Annotated in this window: 12 protein-coding genes and 1 riboswitch; of the genes, 4 read left to right on the top strand and 8 right to left on the bottom strand. The window is 57.0% G+C overall.

All coding sequences use genetic code 11. The features are described from left to right. Positions 1–571: 571 nt before the first annotated feature. From B088_RS06640 to B088_RS06600, 8 genes are all read right to left on the bottom strand, one after another. Positions 572–3,043 carry a S8 family serine peptidase gene (locus tag B088_RS06640; RefSeq protein ID WP_025081542.1) on the bottom strand — a complete coding sequence of 824 codons (2,472 nt, stop codon included), beginning with the start codon at positions 3,041–3,043 and terminating at the stop codon, positions 572–574. Positions 3,044–3,047: 4 nt separating this feature from the next. Next, positions 3,048–4,754, bottom strand: a complete 1,707-nt coding sequence (locus B088_RS08390) for a BACON domain-containing protein (RefSeq protein WP_018107634.1) — start codon at positions 4,752–4,754, stop codon at positions 3,048–3,050. A gap of 22 nt (positions 4,755–4,776) precedes the next feature. Beyond that, entirely contained in the window at positions 4,777–6,507 is a 1,731-nt protein-coding gene (locus B088_RS06625; protein ID WP_081605481.1) for a BACON domain-containing protein, read from the bottom strand. A 234-nt stretch (positions 6,508–6,741) separates the two neighbouring features. Further along, complete coding sequence (locus B088_RS06620) at positions 6,742–7,308, bottom strand: 30S ribosomal protein S16 (RefSeq protein ID WP_018107632.1); 567 nt, start codon at positions 7,306–7,308, stop codon at positions 6,742–6,744. 129 nt (positions 7,309–7,437) lie between these two features. Next, positions 7,438–8,010: an aminodeoxychorismate/anthranilate synthase component II gene (locus B088_RS06615; protein ID WP_018107631.1), complete on the bottom strand. Its 573-nt coding sequence runs from the start codon at positions 8,008–8,010 to the stop codon at positions 7,438–7,440. Positions 8,011–8,037: 27 nt separating this feature from the next. Further along, complete coding sequence (locus B088_RS06610; RefSeq protein ID WP_018107630.1) at positions 8,038–8,673, bottom strand: IMPACT family protein; 636 nt, start codon at positions 8,671–8,673, stop codon at positions 8,038–8,040. Next, positions 8,666–9,292 (bottom strand): HAD family hydrolase, encoded by a 627-nt coding sequence (locus B088_RS06605; protein ID WP_018107629.1) that lies wholly within the window; start codon positions 9,290–9,292, stop codon positions 8,666–8,668. Before B088_RS06605 ends, B088_RS06610 begins: the two co-directional genes overlap by 8 nt. Continuing rightward, positions 9,289–10,347 carry a S24 family peptidase gene (locus B088_RS06600; RefSeq protein ID WP_018107628.1) on the bottom strand — a complete coding sequence of 353 codons (1,059 nt, stop codon included), beginning with the start codon at positions 10,345–10,347 and terminating at the stop codon, positions 9,289–9,291. Before B088_RS06600 ends, B088_RS06605 begins: the two co-directional genes overlap by 4 nt. Before the next feature lie 150 nt (positions 10,348–10,497). Continuing rightward, a riboswitch (cobalamin riboswitch) is annotated at positions 10,498–10,706 on the top strand. 123 nt (positions 10,707–10,829) lie between these two features. On the opposite strand from B088_RS06600, the gene B088_RS06595 reads away from it, so the two are divergent. The 4 genes from B088_RS06595 to B088_RS06580 are packed head-to-tail and all read left to right on the top strand — an operon-like array spanning position 10,830 to position 17,077. After that, a complete protein-coding gene (locus B088_RS06595; protein WP_025081538.1) occupies positions 10,830–11,987 on the top strand; it encodes a DUF5074 domain-containing protein in 1,158 nt (385 codons plus the stop codon). Then, on the top strand, positions 11,987–14,050 hold the full coding sequence (locus B088_RS06590; protein WP_025081537.1) for a TonB-dependent receptor: 2,064 nt from the start codon (positions 11,987–11,989) through the stop codon (positions 14,048–14,050). Before B088_RS06595 ends, B088_RS06590 begins: the two co-directional genes overlap by 1 nt. Positions 14,051–14,061: 11 nt before the next feature. Then, positions 14,062–15,615: a hypothetical protein gene (locus B088_RS06585; protein WP_018107625.1), complete on the top strand. Its 1,554-nt coding sequence runs from the start codon at positions 14,062–14,064 to the stop codon at positions 15,613–15,615. 31 nt (positions 15,616–15,646) lie between these two features. Next, on the top strand, positions 15,647–17,077 hold the full coding sequence (locus B088_RS06580; RefSeq protein WP_155802348.1) for a YncE family protein: 1,431 nt from the start codon (positions 15,647–15,649) through the stop codon (positions 17,075–17,077). The last annotated feature ends 240 nt before the right edge of the window (positions 17,078–17,317 follow it).

Here is a 17,317-nt window from a genome sequence, read left to right as displayed (position 1 = left end):
AGCAACGCCTGACCCCCGGGTCGTCGGGGCTACGCCCCTCGACCCGGGTCTAAAAAGCGGGCACCCCTGTCGGGGTGCTTCGTTCACCACTCTTTACAATGAGTTGAATGGTTTCTGTACCACTCAAATGCGTCACCCCTGTTAGTATCCCTATTTTTCAACAGGAAGAGGCAGTAAGAGACATAAAGAGACTCTGTGAGACAATTGCTCCGTACGAAGGTGGTATTTTTGCACCACTAAAGCTTCCGAATAAGTCAGGCTCTAACCGACGACCAGTTCGGGTGCTTTATACACGTTCTTCACAATGATCTGAAGGTCCTTCGCACGACTCAAATGCGTCACCCCTGGGGGCGCCTGGCTACGAAAATACTTCAAGAGACCATTTTGCAAAGGTCTTTTTAAGGAAAAGCGCTGAGGATCCATAAGACCTGAAGGGTGAGAAACTCCGACTGACACAAACAGAAAGGGGGACCCTAAGGAGCTATCTCCTCAGGGTCCCTCTGACGCTTGTGGTGCCGTGGACTACAGATGGCAGTCCAACCGGCAGTATGGAACTAGTCCATGCACCCTACTACCGTACTACACGGACATAGAGCCGTACCGTGAGGTGGGATCGACCATCTGTGGCGGTAATCCTGATGGGGGCGTAGCCTACAGCCCTCGGTGTGAGGGAGAGGATGCCGTCCTTAAGAGACACGCTCACGAGACTCTCTCGCTCGGACGCAACCTCATAGGTGAGGGTGTAGCCGGGTGTAGCGGTGAAGAGCTTCGAGAGGTCTACCGTCCGTCCTGTATCCCCGACCTTCACCTCCAGCTCAGTGAGACCGGTAGCCAGAGTGACCGGCTGGTAGGAGATGCTCTTGAAGGGGATCTCCACGCTGGTCGTCTTGCCGTACTCATCGGTGAGGATCAGCGAGAGGGCGTGCTCTCCCAGGTGCTGTGCACCGCTGATGGTAAGGACGATGGTATCGTCCTCTCGGACAGATGTGATCCCGGAGAGATCGCCCTCGAGACGATAGGTCCACTTGTGGCTGTCTGCATCGGAGACCTTGAGACGGAGGGTATAGGTGGCTGACCGGTCGAGTGTGATCGGACCATCAGGCATTCCCTCGGTGATGACAGGGGCGGCATTTGCCTTTGTCTTGATCTCTGATGTAGCCAGTCCGGAGGTGTTACCGAAGCGGTCTACTGCCACAACGCCCACGTAGTAGGAGGTCCCATCCTTAAGTCCGGAGAGCCGTCGGCTGATGGTCTTGCCGAGAGCGAGACCTCCGCCGTAGACCTCCACAAAGGGGGTCTTGTCGAGGATGGATGCGGTGATGGGGCTCTCACTGTAGTAGAGTCTGTAGAGGAGCGCTGTCCCCCCCAGTCCATCCTCGTCTGCGGTAGCTGACCAGGAGAGGGTGACATCAGTGTAGCCGATCTGAGAGGCCGCTATCTCCACAGGAGCCTCCGGGGCGATCTTATTGTCGTCCAGCAGAGCGGCAGCTGCGTCCAGGTAGCCGGAGCCGAGCTGTCCACGGAACTGCTGGTTGAGATCCCCGATGCTGTAAGGCTTGACGGCAGAGAGGAGCCGCTGCTTGAGCATCTCGGAGGTGTAGCCCATGCGACCGTACTTGGATACGATCAGTGCGGCGACGCCGGAGACATGAGGGCAGGCCATAGAGGTCCCCTGCATATAGCCGTACCCGCTCTTGTCGTAAGCTGTGGGGACCGTGCTGAGTACCCCGCCACGGTCGAAGTGGCGGTTTTGGTCTCCACCGGGAGCAGATATCGATACCCAGTCGCCACTATTGGAGTACGAAGCGCGCTGGAAGTCCCACCCGATGGAGGCAACACTGATACACCCCTCATACGAGCCGGGGTAGCTGTGGAAGGTGAGTCCGTCATTGCCGGCGGCAAAGATGACAACGCCGCCTGCCATCGGGCTATTGGGATCCTGCGTGCCATCCTCCAGCTTACCGGCATTGCGGACAAAGTAGTCGATCGCCTCACGATCGTACTCCGGGAGAGTCTTAGGCCCGGGGGCTCTGTAGCCCCAGGAATTCTGACTGATGACGGCACCATGGTCTGCCCCGTAGGCAATACCTGCTGCACCACCGAGGGAGCGCTCTGTGTCGTAGCCAAATACCTGAGCATTGATCAGCGTAACGCCCGTGCCGGGAGTACCATCTCCGCCGGCGATACCGCAGACCCCGATGCCGTTATTATTCACCGCAGCGATGGTGCCGGCGACGTGGGTTCCGTGACCGGATGCATCGTAGACGTTGCCTTTACCCTTGGGCTTATTATTCTTGTCAAGCACAAAGTTGAAGCTTCTCTCCACGTCAACATGTCCTGCCAGGTCGGGGTGCTTGTAGTCGATACCGCCATCGACGACGCAGACGACGACACCGGGCTTGCCGGTCTCTACCTGCCACGCCTCGAGGAGGTTGATATCTGCACCGGCAATGCAATGGGGGTACTGATGACCATCATTGTAATAGTGCCACTGGGCAGGGAGCAAGGGGTCATCGAAGCGGTCCATCGCCCTGGTGGTACTGAGCTCTCGGAGCTGCTCTGCAGAGACGGGGGTGATCTTAGACTCCGGCGTGGCCATAGCCCACTGAAGCTCTACCGCCTCAAAGCTCTCAGATGCCTCGACCAGAGCCTTAGCCTTATGCGACGGGACCTGTCCCTTGTAGGTAACGATCATCCAGCGATCCAGCCCTGCCCGGTGACGACGCTCTCTGAAAGCGTCCTCGTCTAGGAAGAGAGGGGTCATCGTGATCTCGCCTAAGGTCTCCGGCCAGTACGCCGCCTCTGAGGAGAGTGCTCTGGTGACAGAGGTCGATCCGCCCTTGCGATAGCTGGCCAGCTGCTCGGGAGTGAGCTTGACGACCAGAGTCCCGGGGATGACATTGGTGTAGTCCTCCCTATGGTTGCTCTGCTGCTCCACGACGGGTGCGCCCTCCTGCTCCGGCTGATCCGTCGAGACGCAGGAGGAGAGCCCCATGAGGGCAGGAATGAGCAGGGAGGCTGATAGGTAATGTATATGTTTCATCTCATTAGTGTCGATTAGATAGGAATGTGTCGGACGCTCTCACACCGGTCGCCACAGCAGCCTCCTCAGGCACTGCGGCAGAGGTGAGAGATCGGGTGGCGGGAGTCATCTTCTTGTAGTAAAGGACTGCCATCACGGTGTCATCTCCCTCAACGACGCCCTTGAAGTCCGCCAGCATCACGTAGACCTCCATGCCCTTCTGAGCATTTTGGTACCTCATACCGAGGCTGGGGGCGACGCCATGGTACTCGTAGCCATTGGCCTTGAGGAGGTCGGCGAACTCCTGGGTGGTCTTAAACTTCAGCGTCCTCTTGTCGATGATGAATAGGATCTTGGACTTGTCACGGAAGACGAGCTTGCTCTCAGATACACTCTGGATCTTATCGCCGGGATTGATATTGCGTGGAGGATAGGAGTAGTAGAAGGTGTACCACCGCATATCCTCCGGTGTCCCCTCGGCAGTCTTATAGAGTGCCTGATAGACATCATCCGGACGATCCGGGTCGGTGCCGGCCTTCTGTACAAAGAGCTGCTCACTCTTGAGGGTCTCCGTCTCCCACTTATCTATGTCGGGGAACTTGACATCCTTATTATCCACTCGATCGAGCATTCCCTCCGGTCCCATAGGCAGGGTCTCAAAGGTGGGGAGAGGACCATCCTGACGATACTCGGGAGTAAAGTAGAAGTAGAAGTTGTCATCCTGCCTGCTGTAGGCGGCCCGGACAGAGAAGTAGCCATCGGGGCTGACCAAGTGGACGTCGTCCTCGTGGTGGTCATACCTCTTGGTATATTCCTGTGCGAGGAGATACTGCACAAAGGGGTGGTCCTCCTTAGGCATCTCGCCGGTCTCCACAGTCACTCTGGCTGACTCATAGATATTGTCGTAATCGACAGCACGGAAGTAGCTGATCTGGGGGAGGAGGTCGCTGGTGGTCTTGAAGGAGAGCACATCCGGCGAACCCATAAACCCGTCATTGGATCCGATCTGCATGAATGTGAAGACGAAGCCTCTGCCCTCCTCGAAGTCGATCAGATCCCTGTAGACGAGCTCCTTGGTGTCATCCTTGAAGGGCTCGAAGAAGACCAGCGGGGCGGCCTGGGTGACCGTCACCTGCTGCTCCTCCTTACCCTCGTCGCCAAGGATCACCTTAGCGCTCCGCTCCTCTTGTGCAGTATTACGGGAAGCGGTGATCAGGAGCAGTCCCTTCTCGGGAACAGAGCTTACAGAGAGCCAGTCAGCTCCCTCCTCTGTGCGGACTGCCCAGGTGGAGCTGTTACTCTCCACGCGGACGACGCTCTCACCTCCCATGGCACTGAGGTTGATTTCCTTGAGATTGGTGGAGAGGGTCATATCAGCTGCGGACTGGGTCACCTGGATCTTGCCCGTCCGATGACCGAGGAGCAGCTGCACCGTCGTATGACGGTCTTGCGAGTCGTTATTCTCTTGTGCGGAGAGGACGACATCCGTACCCTTGCGGGTCACCTTTAGCCAGTCCACCTCAGGCGTAAGCATGTAGTCCCAGTCCTCCATCTCACTCTCATCCATCTTCATGGTGACTGTCTCTACAGCGGCGCCCTTGGGGAGCGTGATCTGTGAGGCGGAGAGCGGTATGGTGACGGGAGCCTCCTCCGGAGTATCCTCGCTACATGCCGTGACCAGCAGGGCACAAAGCGCAAGGAGGGGGAGGATAGTGTCTCTATATAGTCTCATATGTAATGATCTCTATGGGTCCTTATCTCCGGGGCGCACGATGGCTGTATCTATTGTAGCCGAGAGACCCGATACGGCTGTAGTCTCCCTTCTTGGCCTGACGGATGGCGAGAGCGGCCTCAGACTGAGCAGCGGGAGCCGCCTCCTTTTCGTACTGCATATAGTAGCCGATCTCCAGTGACTGAGCGTTGTCAAAGACGTCGGTAAACCTAACGGCATCGACATACAGCACTCGTACCCACTCGGGGCTTACCCTCTTCCAGTAGAAGTAGGTACCTCTGTCACTACGTCCGTCGTACTTATAACCATTAGCCGTAAGGAGGTCCTCAAACTCATAAGTGACGAACTTATTCTTTCCCTCAAGACGGATGGCAAGACTCGGGTTGCGGAAGTAGAGGCAGACCTCAGCGACAGACTGCAGGAGTCCGGACACCTGAGGATGATCCTTGGTGTAGAAGAAGTAGGAGCGCATGCCCTCCTCCTCTGCGCCGGTCAGTCCGGTCTCGAAGGAGACAAATCTGTAGAGATCAGGATTATCCTTGTCCATCACGGGACCCTGACCGGCCTTATTGAAGGTACTGCCGGCCTTGGTCTCATAGTCAAGTACCTCGTTGTACTTCACCGCAGGATTATTGAGCAGGTCCATAAAGCCCTTGGGCCCCTCGGGCAGCTTGCTGAAGGTAGGATAGTCCTTTGTCTGGGGATACATAGGACGGAAGGAGATAACGGAACCTCCTTCTGTGATATTGATCTGAGCAAATACAAGGTCGTCCTTTCTGAAGTAGGACTTGACGAGATCCTGAGACATCTCCTCATCCAGCTCGTAGCCATTGTCCTCGAGGAGCTTCATATAAGCTTCGGTCTCGGGGTGACTGACGTTATCCTTCTCGTAGATCAGCGTCTGAGCGACGGTGTACTTGGGGTCTCCCATCTCCTGTACGTAGACGAGCACCGGCATCACATCACTGGAGGTAATGTACTGAGCAATGCCATTGATGGGCTCATCCCTCAGCGTATCGTATCCGGGCTGCTGATAGGCCTGGAGGATATTACCTCTCTCCCTCTCAAAGTTCATCATATCGATGGTCCGATAGGTCTCGCCCGGTATATAGGGGATGATGTACTTCTCCACTCCCTTCTGAGTCACCTTAAGGGCAAATTGCTCTCCATTCTCTGTCTTAGCGATGATGGTTGCGGTCCGCGCCTCGTAGGAGTGGTTGGCAGTTGCCTTTAGGATAAGGATATGATTATCTCCGGATGCGGTGACCCTGAGCCAGTCGACCTCTGCCGGGAGAGGCTCGAGGCTCCAGGACTGAGTATTAGTCTCGACGGTAACCATCCGGCTCTCCTCCTTATTCGTAAGGGTGATCTCGTCCGTATTGCCGAAGCTTATCTTAGCCTCAGCGGCCGACTGGATAACGGAGATCTTCTTATTATTCTTGCTGCCGATGATGACGATGGTGGCAGCACGCTGAGCCCCCAGCTGATTGGGTGCCACCTTGACGGTAAGCTTATCCTCGCTCTGGGTTAGAGTAAGCCACTGTCCCTCGGGGACGTTGGAGATATAGGTCCACTCCTTGGATCCGGTGACGGTGATGTCCTGTGAGCCGCCGTCGTTAGCAAAGGTGAGTGCGGTATTGCTGACTGAGACATTGCCGACTGTGCTGTCGTCGGGTGTGTTGTCAGACTCACAGCCGCTTAGAGTAAGAAGGCCTACCATCGTAAGCCATAGAAGTACCTGTTTTGTCTTCATGATAATGGTGTAGTAATGTGGTTCTTGTATCCCCGATCGACCGAAGTCAGGCGACGACCTGTCCACCGAGAGCGCACTTATACCGACAAACTTAGTAATATTTCACATAATAGCGCAGACAGGTCGGCATTTTTATGAGAGATGAGTATTTTTCCGGGTCTGGTGGAGGGTATAAGCCGAGGGGACCCGCACGATAGTCGTGCGGACCCCCTCGGCTTGTATCTTGTGGCGAGGTTACTCTGCGGCGGGAGCCTCAGGAGCTGCCTCCTCGGCAGGAGCCTCCTCAGCGGGAGCCTCAGCAGCGGCCTCGGCTGCGGCAGCCTCCTCAGCAGCCTTCTTTGCCTCGGCCTGCTTCTCGGAGATAGCCTTGGCACGAGCCTCATTGATCTTGCGCTCTGCATCGAGGAGCTTCTTGGCAGTGTCACGCTTGGCGGACTCTACCTTCTCCTTCTCGCTCTCGTAGGAGCTCTTCTTTGCCTTCATCCACTCGTCGAAGCGCTTCTGAGCCTCCTCCTCGGAGAATGCGCCCTTGCGGACTCCTCCACGGAGGTGCTTCATCATCATCACGCCCTCACGGGAGAGGATGCTGCGCACGGTGTCTGAGGGCTGAGCGCCCTGCTCGATCCAGTAGAGCGCGCGCTCAAAATTGAGATCCACGACGGCGGGATCGACATTGGGGTTGTAGGTGCCCAGCTTCTCGATGAAACGACCATCGCGGGGTGCTCTACGGTGTGTGACGACGATCGAGTAGAAAGCGTAGGCTCTGTGACCGTGTCTCTGCAGTCTGATAACTGTTGCCATAATCTATGGGTATATATAATAATGAGTGTCATGCGTCCCACGGTCTCTCCGAGAGGTTCACGACCCTGGAGGTGAAACGCGGGGGCAAAGGTACGAAATATCTCCTTGCCTCTCAAGTCCCAGACCGGGTCAGAGAGTGCGACACCAGTCTCTCAGAAGCAGACCTCCCTGAGGGGTGAGTATGCTCTCGGGATGGAACTGCAGCCCCGTCAGCGGGAGCGTCCTGTGGCGTATCGCCATCACCACCCCGTCCTCCACCGTGTCTGCCAGGATGCGGATCAGGCTGTGGCTCTCGTCGGTCTCCCTGAGGGCCCAGCTGTGGTACCGCCCTACGGTCATCGTCGGGTAAGATCCATCTCGCCACGTGATGCGCGACGCAACGCCATGCCGGGGGTGGTCCAGCCGATAGAGCTCCATACCGTAGAGCGTCCCTATCTCCTGATGCCCCATACAGACCCCGAGGACAGAGAGGGGATCCGGCATCTCCGCCTGTCGTCTGAGGAAGCGTAGCGACAGGGGATGCTCCTCCACGGTGCCGGGACCGGGCGAGAGCACCACGCCATCGGCACCATCCAGAGCGCCCGACTCGACGAGAGCCTCCTCCGGCAGCACACTCACGTCAGCCCCGCACCCCTCGCGAAGGAGCTGGGCAAGGTTGTAGACAAATGAGTCCCGCTGGTCTATGAGATAGAGTTTTTTCATACGATATAGTAAAGGCTCCGGACTCCCCTAAGAAGTTCGCTCCTCGGGGTCGGGGTCCATACGGAGGTAATAGAGCGACCGGGCAGCCTCAAGGAAGAGCGGGAGGCGGGCGTCCTCCACCGTCACCTGCCATATATAGCCCTCCAGGTCGGAGGTGGAGTCAAGTGTCTCCACCTCGTAGTCCCTCAGGAGCATCATCACCGGATTGATCCGATCGTAAGGGAAGCGCAGGGTGAGCGCGGTCGTGAGGAGCGTCTCCTCGATCGGCGCATCGTCGAGTGCCAGTCGGGCCGCCTCGCGGTAGGCGACGATCAGCCCTGAGGTGCCGAGGAGCTTGCCGCCGAAGTAGCGTACCACAGTCACCACGACATTGGTCAGCTCGAGGGCATGGATCCTCCCGAGGATCGGTTTCCCCGCCGTGGAGGAGGGCTCCCCGTCATCGCTGCACCGCTCCTCCCGCTCCCGGATGCCGACCACATAAGCCCAGCAGCAGTGGCGTGCATCGTGATACTTGGCGCGCTCCTCCTCGACCACTGCCATCGCCTCCTCCACCGAGGTGACCGGGACTGCCCGTGAGATGAAGCGACTCCGCAGCTCGCTGTAGAGCCCTGCTCCCTCCCCTGTGAGGGAGCGGTAGGAAGTGATGGGTGTCTCGTCACTCATGGCGGCGTAGCTTCTCCAGGTCACTCCGCCAGTCGGAGCCATTCATCGGGCGAAGGGTCCTCATCCCTAGCTGACTCGCTGCCCGGACATTCTCCTCCCGATCATCGATATAAATGGTCTCCCGGGGGTCCAGCCCATTCTCCTCTAAGATCAGTCGGTAAAAGCGAGGGTCGGGCTTCTTCATATGAAGGAGGTGAGAGGCGTAGCAGCGCTCGAAGTAGCTCTCCAGCGACTCGCCGGAGGGGAGGAAGCGGGGCGACCGATAGTAGTCGTAGAGGAAGGCATTGGTATTGGTGGCGAGGAAGAGCCGACAGTCGGTCAGCTGCTCCCGGAGATAGTCCAGCTTGTAGAGCTCCGCCTCGCCCGCATAGCCGACGAGCGCCCAGGTGAAGTCCTCCACGGTGAGCGCATGGCCATATCTCCGACGGACGAGATCGAGGCACTCCTCCTTGGAGAACCGTCCCACCTCCAGGTCAGGGAAGAGCCCCTCTGCGGGATAGGGCGAGAGCAGGTGGCGCGCCTCCACGAAGCCGAGCCGGTCGAAGCGACGGAGACTCTCCTCAGGGCGGTCTATCAGCAGCACCCCGCCCAGGTCGAAGATGATATTTCGGACACTCATACGGTCAGACGTCTGGAGACGATCTCGATGACATTATAGATCGCCACGACATCCGATACATGGAGGTCGAAGTCGTGGTAAAAGGGGTTGAGCGAGTGTAGCCGGAAGAGTCCCCGGGCAGGATCCTGAGCCACCACCTGCTTGATCACGATCCCCTCGGTCCGGGTAACGAAGATGAAGTAGAGCCAGTCGCGGGTATGCAGACCATCGAGCCAGTAGTCCCGATCGACACTACGCGCCAGTACCCGATCTCCCTCGGCAAGCCCCTTGCTGGTGCCGTTGTCCATCGAGTCGCCTCGTATGGTAAATATGCGGTAGGTCCCGCGATAGGGGCGATCCACCGGCACCTCGATCATACGCACACCCTCCGGATCAGGGTCGCCGAAACTGGTGAGCGTCCCAGCAACCGCCGGATCCTCGACGAGGGGAAACCTCATCGTCTGCGAGGGAATGTAAGGGATGGCTGTACTGATCGCCGCGGTCTCCTCATCCAGCTCCTCCGGCACCTCGTGCTCCTTGCGGGAGCCCTCAGGGGTCCTCAGCATCGGACCGACACCGGCATAGAGCCAGTCGCGGCTATACTTGGGGTACCGCTCCAGGATCTTGTCCAGCGTCCCGTCCTGCGGTCTCTGTCCATAGCGGGTGATGCGGAAGAGCGTCGACGCACTGCTCAGACCCACCTCCTTAGTCATCTCTCCGTAGGTGAGCCCCTCCTGCTCCATCAGATGGCTGACCCGGTCACTCCGGGTCGGATGGGGCGAAGTAGAGAAGACCTCCCCATCAGCGAGCATCTCGCCCACCCCGTCCACCAGCCAGTCGCGGGAGAAGATGCCCTCAAAGGCACCGAGGAAGGCATCGATCAGACGAAGAGACATATAGGTCCCGCCTCGGGAGAGAGCGGATCGGACGGAGGACCGATTGACCCCCATGCGGAGGGCGACATCGTCGGTCGTCTCGACGAAGCCGTGCGACCTCAGGTAGTCGTACGCCCGTAGCATACGATCCCGCTGTCCCTTCCGGATCTCGATGGTGTCGGTATTCTTCACTATAGGCATCCTGCTTACATAGCTTTGCAAATATAGTTATATTTCCTGATCTCCCCATCCCCTTCTAGCCTCGGACCCGAGAAGTCGAGGGTTTTGCAAGGTCAACGCATCGATACCGCAAAAGTCTTTTTGGGAAGGTAGACAATAATAGTTAACTTTGCGTCCGAGAAGACTGTTGGTGTCCTACGTTCGGGATCTCCGGACGAGAGGATGAAAAGGGAATCAGGTGCAAAGCCTGAGCAGACCCGCTGCCGTAAGCTCCATCAACGACTCCCCTCACACCCTACACTCCACTGTCGCCACCCGGCGACGGGAAGGAGGTGAGAGGAGGGAGCAAGCCGGAAGACCTGCCACAGTCATAGAGTAATGTGCTTCCGGGGAGAGGAGCCACGCTTGAGCCGCCATCGATCGACCCGCATCCGCGTCTACATCATACTACGCTCGCTCATATCATACCCCTACCCCGGTGACCACGACAGTTGTAGAGAGTTATGAGTACACGAGTACATCTAATGGGATTGCTGACAGCACTGCTCTCAGTAGTGTGTGCCTGCGACAAGGTTCCGGAGCTTCCCTCCTTCGAGGGGGAGGACGGCAATAAAGCGGTGATGATCGTGGTGAATGAGGGACTCTTCACCACCAATACCGCCGCCCTATCGGTAATCTACGAGGATGGTAAGACTTACTTCGATGTCTTCCGGTGGGTTAATGACCGACCCCTCGGCGATGTGGCACAGTCTGTCACGGAGATCAACGGCTACTACTTCGTCGCAGTCAACAACTCCCGGCGCGTCGAGGTGCTGGATAAGAAGACCTTTAAGAGCGTCGGTTGCATCCGGTACAAGGAGTCCGGCTCTCCTCGCTTCATCGCACCCCTCTCCGACTCCACAGCGATGGTCTCCGACCTCTACGGACAGATCGTTACCATCCGTACCAAGCCACCCTACAAGGAGCTGGAGTATATCAGGCTGCCACTCAAGTCTACCAGCATCGAGAAGATCACCTCCGTCGGAGGTAAGGTCTTCGGGGCATATCTCAATCGGGGGCTGGCAGTCTTTGACTGCGATGACTATAGCATCCGGAATATGCGCCTTATGGAGGATGTCGTGGTGGGTGAGCTGACGAAGACCTGTAAGATGCAGGTCGATGCCGATGACCACCTTTGGGTTGTCACGACCCCGAGGCTGGCACGAGATCAGAAGAGCCTGACACTGAATTGTATTGACCCGGCTCAGGAGCGAGTGATCAAGAAAGTGGAGATCCCCTATGTCCTCTCGGACATTAAGAAAGGGGATATCGTCGGGATGCCCAATTACAATCGTGTCGATATGGATCCCACAAAGACGCTGATCTACTTCAACCTCATGGTGGCCACAAAGGATGGGACGGACAGAAAGGCCTCCGATCCAGTGCAGACCGTCTATACCCTCAATACCAAGACCGGCAAAGTGGAGAAGTACCTCGAGCTCCCGGGCGTCAGTATGATGTACGGCATGGGTGTCTCTCCTAAGGGCGAGGTGTGCATCTGCGACTGCCTCGACTACACGGCACAGCGAGGTTATGTGCGCGTCTTCTCACGAGAGACCCGGGAGGTGAAGAGCTATAAGGTGGGCGTTTACCCCAGAATGATCATTTTCCCCCAAGACTGATGAATAAACGAGTTATATCGGCAATGGTGACGCTCGGGCTCATCCTCCCCACCATCTCCGCCATCGCACAAGACGTCCACGAGGAGGACAGTATCGCCCGGAGCTATACGCTGCAGACGCTCTTCGTGACAGAGAAGTATATCACCAAGGAGAAAGAGGTCAATATCGGGGCAAAGACCCAGACCATCCCTGCTCCGATCCTTGAGGTCTTCCAGTCCAGGAGCCTCGCAGATCTGCTGATCGAGCAGACCTCAATCAACGTCAAGAGTATGGGGCTTGGTGCGCTGGCGACCGCTTCTTTCCGCGGTGCCAGCCCGTCACAGACACGAGTAAACTGGAATGGCGTCAATATCACTCCCGTTATGGCAGGGATCTTTGACTTCTCTCAGATGCCGGTCTTCTTTGCCGACAAGGTCTCGCTGGTCTACGGGAGCAATGACGTGAAGAGCGGCACAGGAGCGGTCGGAGGCAGTGTCAATGTCTCCAATATCCCTGTCTGGGATGGTCGCACGGTGACAGACCTCTCCGCAGAGTACGGCTCCTACAATACCTACACCGTCAAGGGGGCGATGCGCTATGGCACCAACCGTCTCTCGATGAAGACACGGGCCTACTTCCAGCACTCTGACAACAACTTCTCCTACATCAATAAGGTCACCTCCAATGAGCATTTCCTCGAGCAGAGGGTCGATGCCGAGTACAGTATGGCCTCAGCAATGCAGGATCTGCACTATCGGTTTTCGCCCGAGTCTCGCCTATCGACAGCCGTCTGGTATCAGTACGGGGATAGGATGCTTCCGCAGCCACTTGGTGTGGAGGCGACATCCCACGAGCGACAGAAGGAGCAAAACTTCCGCGCCTACGCAGGATGGGACAGGCACTTTGGCTCCAAGTCTCAGCTGGCCGTTAAGGGGGCTTACATCTTCTATCAGCTGCGTTACGACAAGTGGTACTCCACCACCCACTTTGACCCCTATGGGAATACCAATGCCAGCCATACGTGGAGCCTGAGTGGCGACTTCTCCCACCGCCTCACCGAGGAGATCCTCCTCAATACGACGCTCACCTACCAGCACGACATGGCCAAGGCGGAGAGCTACAGGGATCTGGATCCGAGTAAGTACACCATCGATGACATCGAGTACAAGATCCCCGATCTGGAGCCCCCGGTCAAGGAGTACCGAAACATCCTCTCTTGGCACAACTCTCTGCGGTGGCAATTTGCTGACCACTGGCTCACCGACCTCCGGCTGATGCTGGAGACGAACGACTGGAGGAAGCCGGTCTGCACCTACTCCCTCGGGGTGATAGGAAGCATCGTGCCCGATAGGTTCAACATCCGCAGCAGTGTGGCGTACAACTACCGATTCCCCAGCCTCAATGAGCTCTACTGGCGCCCGGGCGGTAATCCTGACGTCCTGCCGGAGCGAGGGACCTCCTTTGATGCCACATTCTCGCTCGACCTGCCCATCAGGAGGGGGTGGAACTTCAAGGCTGAGGTGGCACCTTACCTGATGCTGATCGACAACTGGATCCTCTGGCTGCCGACCGACGAGAGCGCACGAGGCAGAGGCAGCTCGTCCAATCAGTGGCTCTGGACACCTCAAAATAAGCGAGACGTCCTCTCTGCCGGTGTGGAGCTGATGAGCCGGCTCTCCTATACGCACAAGGACTTGCGCAGCTCGGTGACGTTCAATTACACCTATACCGACTCCCACACTCGGACAAAGCAGCACAAGGATGACGGCTCGCTCCTCAAGCAGATCCCCTATGTCCCCAAGCAGAAGTGGAGCATCCGTCTCTCGCTCGACTACAAGCAGGCGTTTGTTAACTTCCAGACCACCTATGTCGGTGTCCGCTTTATCACGACGGATCAGTCCTACTTCACCTACCCCTACAATGTCTGCAACCTCCAGGCGGGCTACACCATAGCTCTCGGAAATAAGGTAATCCTCTCTCCTCAGATGAGGGTGGACAACCTCTTCAATACCTACTACGAGTCGACGCAGTACTACCCGATGCCTCGGCGTAATGTGCTCGGTTCTCTCATTGTCAGATTTTAACACCATTTTCTATGAATAAGATTTCTATACACAAGCTACTTCTCTGCTTACCACTCCTCCTAATCGGACTGGTCGGATGTAAGGGGGAGGACGAGCCGACGCCCACGGACCGGAAAGTCTCGATCGAGGTCGGTATGCCTGATCCTCTCTCCCTGGAGGGCGTAAAGGGCTCAATGGCCTATTACTGGAATAAGGAGCTTACCCTACACCTGCTCCTCACGCAGGAGGGGAAGAAGAGTATGCCCATCACCCTCAGACCCGAGGTCATTCCCGGCGAAGGGGACAAGGTACGCTTCGACGTGACTGTACCTCATGACCGCTTTGACACCACGCGACCGATCACCGTGACCGGATCCGTCGTGTCCGGTAAGGAGACGAGGGCGGTAGCTCCGATGACCATCCCGGTCGGTGGAGGACAGGCGATCAAGCCTAAGGGCTTTGGCGGGCTGCTTCCCTACGACCTCCTGAAGGAGATCCACCAGCCGCTCTTTATCCGGCCGGTCACCATCACTCCTGATGAGGAGAAGGTCAGTCCCGTCAAGCTCGAGCCGAAGGGACAACTCCTCTTCCTCCAGTTCCACAACGGTACGGACGAGGCGGTCGCACTCAATACACTCACCCTAAAGTCAGCCGATGGCACCCTCTTCAGTACGGATGCCTTCTATGACCCTGCGACCGGAGAGATGAGGGGCACAAGAGGAGACTCCTCACCGAGCCTTCCTCTCGACAAGCAGGAGATGCTCAGCCCCGACCTTGTGGCTGCTTACCTCGTCTGGCTCCCCTCCGAGAAGCTTCCCAAGGCGACCTACCGACTATCCCACCTGACGGAGGATGGCAAGGAGGTGATCAGTGAGGGCGAGACGCCAACGGATCTGGACAAGTCTCTCTCCCTCTCCTACCTCGGGATGAAGGAGGATGGTACGCTCGGCGTGAGTGATGAGCCGGTGATAGAGGAGGCGGACATCTCCGAGGGAGGAGACCCGCTCTTCACCATGAATGACATCGAGTTTTGGGTCGGAGAGGGTGAGAAGAGAGCCGCCCTCGTCATCGAGTGGCACGACGACAAGCAGCCCGATGCGATGGTATGGGGCTACCGCTTCGATGGAGATAAGACCGGATACGATATGATGATGGCTGTCGTCGAGGCCGATCCCCGTCTGAGTCTGCTCCTCGGCAAGGCCTTTGGCGGACTTGATGTGATCTTCGGCATGGGGTACCAGTTCACGCCCACCACCCCACGCGCTCCGATAATCCTCGACGGGCAGAAGCTCTCCAATAACGGCAATGGCATCACTTTCGTGGAGAACGCCAAGGATGCCGACAAGTATAAGTTTGGAGACGAGTCCGGACACTGGAAGGAGGGCTGGTATAAGAACGGCTACTGGGTCTACTACGTCAAGGATAACCGTCTCGACAGCTTCTCATACTCTCAGCTGGTCTACAGCCTCCGCCACCTGGTGGACGGCTGCTGGGACGGCTGGTCCTTCCAGGACGGTATGGACAGCTACGTGGGCAGACCTCACGGCAATAAGTTTGTCCCTGCACCCCTTCCTAATAAGAAATGAACTAACATCAACATAACTCAATCCAACAACCATGAACAAAATGTCACTTACATGGAGGGCACTCCTCCTGGCATCACTCAGCTTTGCACTCTTCGGGTGTTCGCTGGACGATGATGCGCCGACCCAGGAGACGACCAAGTCCTCCATCAACCTCACCCTCGACAACGGCGAGACCACGATGGACGCCTTCCCGGGAGACACCATCCGGGTGAAGGTGGAGAGTAAGGAGCTGAAAGACATCGTCGGCACCACATCCAACTCTGCATGGAATGTCGGCTACGACGAAGAGAAGAGCGAGCTAATCATCGTCGCACCGGTCGTCTGCACCAGCGGACCGGCCAAGGTGATGGTCTCCGGAGTCGACAAGAAGGGGCAGGTCTTCAGAAGCCTTGTAACCCTCACGCTCAATGACTACAGTGATCCGCGCGGCACCTTTATCCTCAACGAAGGCAGCGTCTGGAGCACTCCATCCGAGATGAGCTCACTCATCTATATCTCGCCGCGCACCAGTGCCACGCCCTATGTCTATGAGAGCATCAATGGCCGCGCACCCGGCGCATGCTCTCAGGATATGTTTGAGAGCGGCGGGAAGTACTTCGTCATCTCACAGAATAGGAACCCCGACACCGATGGACAGCTGACCATCTTTGACACCAAGACCCTGCGCAAGATCGGGAACTATCCCTTTAAGGAGAAGGAGCTCGACTGGCCCACTCACGTCGCCGTGGTGGACGGGTACAAGATCTACATTCGCGACAACAAAGGTATCTGGTTCTTCAATACCATGTACGCTGCCAACCAGCTGACATTTATCGAGGGATCGAGAGGTGCCCGCAAGAATACCATGGCAGTCAGCAATGGCAAGGTCTTCTTCTCACAGAATAGTTACCTCAAGGTAATCGACCCCGAGAGCAACACCATCGTCCACGAGGTAAAGTATGGTGGCAGCATCTCCGGCATCATCAATGCCGACGACGACCACCTCTACGTCTCCAACCTCGAGAAGGGCATCGGTAAGATCCGTCTGGTGAATACCAAGACGTACGAGGTCGAGAAGGTGAATGAGATCACCAAGGAGAATGGAGGCGATCTGCTCGCCATGACCTTTGCCGCTGCACCCGGCATCTCCGCCAAGGGCGACACCATCTACTACAGCTCACTGGGGCAGAAGGTCTACCGTCACCTCTTCTCCACCGGAGAGTCCAAGCTCATGGTGGATATTAAGGAGTCCCTCAATCCGGAGCATACCCAGACCTACAACACCGTTCAGGTCAATCCTACCACGGGTCACGTCTATATGAATACCCTCCTCGGCTTTGGTCCTAAATACAAGACCAATACCATCTATCGCTTCGATATGACGGGTGATAAGGCCGTGCTGCTCAATCGCTGGGAGAACCTTACCCGCTTCCCCGCAGGCATCTTCTTCCCCAGAGGTACCACCCCGGCAGATAGGAAGTAACCCCACATCATACAACACTCTATCTGAGAGGGGCTGTGCCGCACGTGCGACACAGCCCCTCTTCGTGATTATACCCACCTCTGGTCGGGGGGATATAAAAAGATGAAGCCCCCGATTGTCACAACCGGAGGCATCCAAAGTGATGTTTAACAAATTAAATACGCAAAAAGTGACCCGGATAGGATTCAAACCTATAACCTTCTGATCCGTAGTCAGATGCTCTATTCAGTTGAGCTACCG

Source organism: Porphyromonas bennonis DSM 23058 = JCM 16335, assembly GCF_000375645.1.
Lineage (GTDB): Bacteria > Bacteroidota > Bacteroidia > Bacteroidales > Porphyromonadaceae > Porphyromonas_A > Porphyromonas_A bennonis.
Note: the sequence above shows the minus strand (reverse complement) of the source record. Positions and strands in the feature narration are given on the sequence as shown.

Excerpts from the sequence above, each read along its gene's own strand:
- B088_RS06640 (WP_025081542.1), bottom strand. The coding sequence starts at position 3,043 with ATGAAACATATACATTACCTATCAGCCTCCCTGCTCATTCCTGCCCTC.
- B088_RS08390 (WP_018107634.1), bottom strand. The coding sequence starts at position 4,754 with ATGAGACTATATAGAGACACTATCCTCCCCCTCCTTGCGCTTTGTGCC.
- B088_RS06625 (WP_081605481.1), bottom strand. The coding sequence starts at position 6,507 with ATGAAGACAAAACAGGTACTTCTATGGCTTACGATGGTAGGCCTTCTT.
- B088_RS06620 (WP_018107632.1), bottom strand. The coding sequence starts at position 7,308 with ATGGCAACAGTTATCAGACTGCAGAGACACGGTCACAGAGCCTACGCT.
- B088_RS06615 (WP_018107631.1), bottom strand. The coding sequence starts at position 8,010 with ATGAAAAAACTCTATCTCATAGACCAGCGGGACTCATTTGTCTACAAC.
- B088_RS06610 (WP_018107630.1), bottom strand. The coding sequence starts at position 8,673 with ATGAGTGACGAGACACCCATCACTTCCTACCGCTCCCTCACAGGGGAG.
- B088_RS06605 (WP_018107629.1), bottom strand. The coding sequence starts at position 9,292 with ATGAGTGTCCGAAATATCATCTTCGACCTGGGCGGGGTGCTGCTGATA.
- B088_RS06600 (WP_018107628.1), bottom strand. The coding sequence starts at position 10,347 with ATGCCTATAGTGAAGAATACCGACACCATCGAGATCCGGAAGGGACAG.
- B088_RS06595 (WP_025081538.1), top strand. The coding sequence starts at position 10,830 with ATGAGTACACGAGTACATCTAATGGGATTGCTGACAGCACTGCTCTCA.
- B088_RS06590 (WP_025081537.1), top strand. The coding sequence starts at position 11,987 with ATGAATAAACGAGTTATATCGGCAATGGTGACGCTCGGGCTCATCCTC.
- B088_RS06585 (WP_018107625.1), top strand. The coding sequence starts at position 14,062 with ATGAATAAGATTTCTATACACAAGCTACTTCTCTGCTTACCACTCCTC.
- B088_RS06580 (WP_155802348.1), top strand. The coding sequence starts at position 15,647 with ATGAACAAAATGTCACTTACATGGAGGGCACTCCTCCTGGCATCACTC.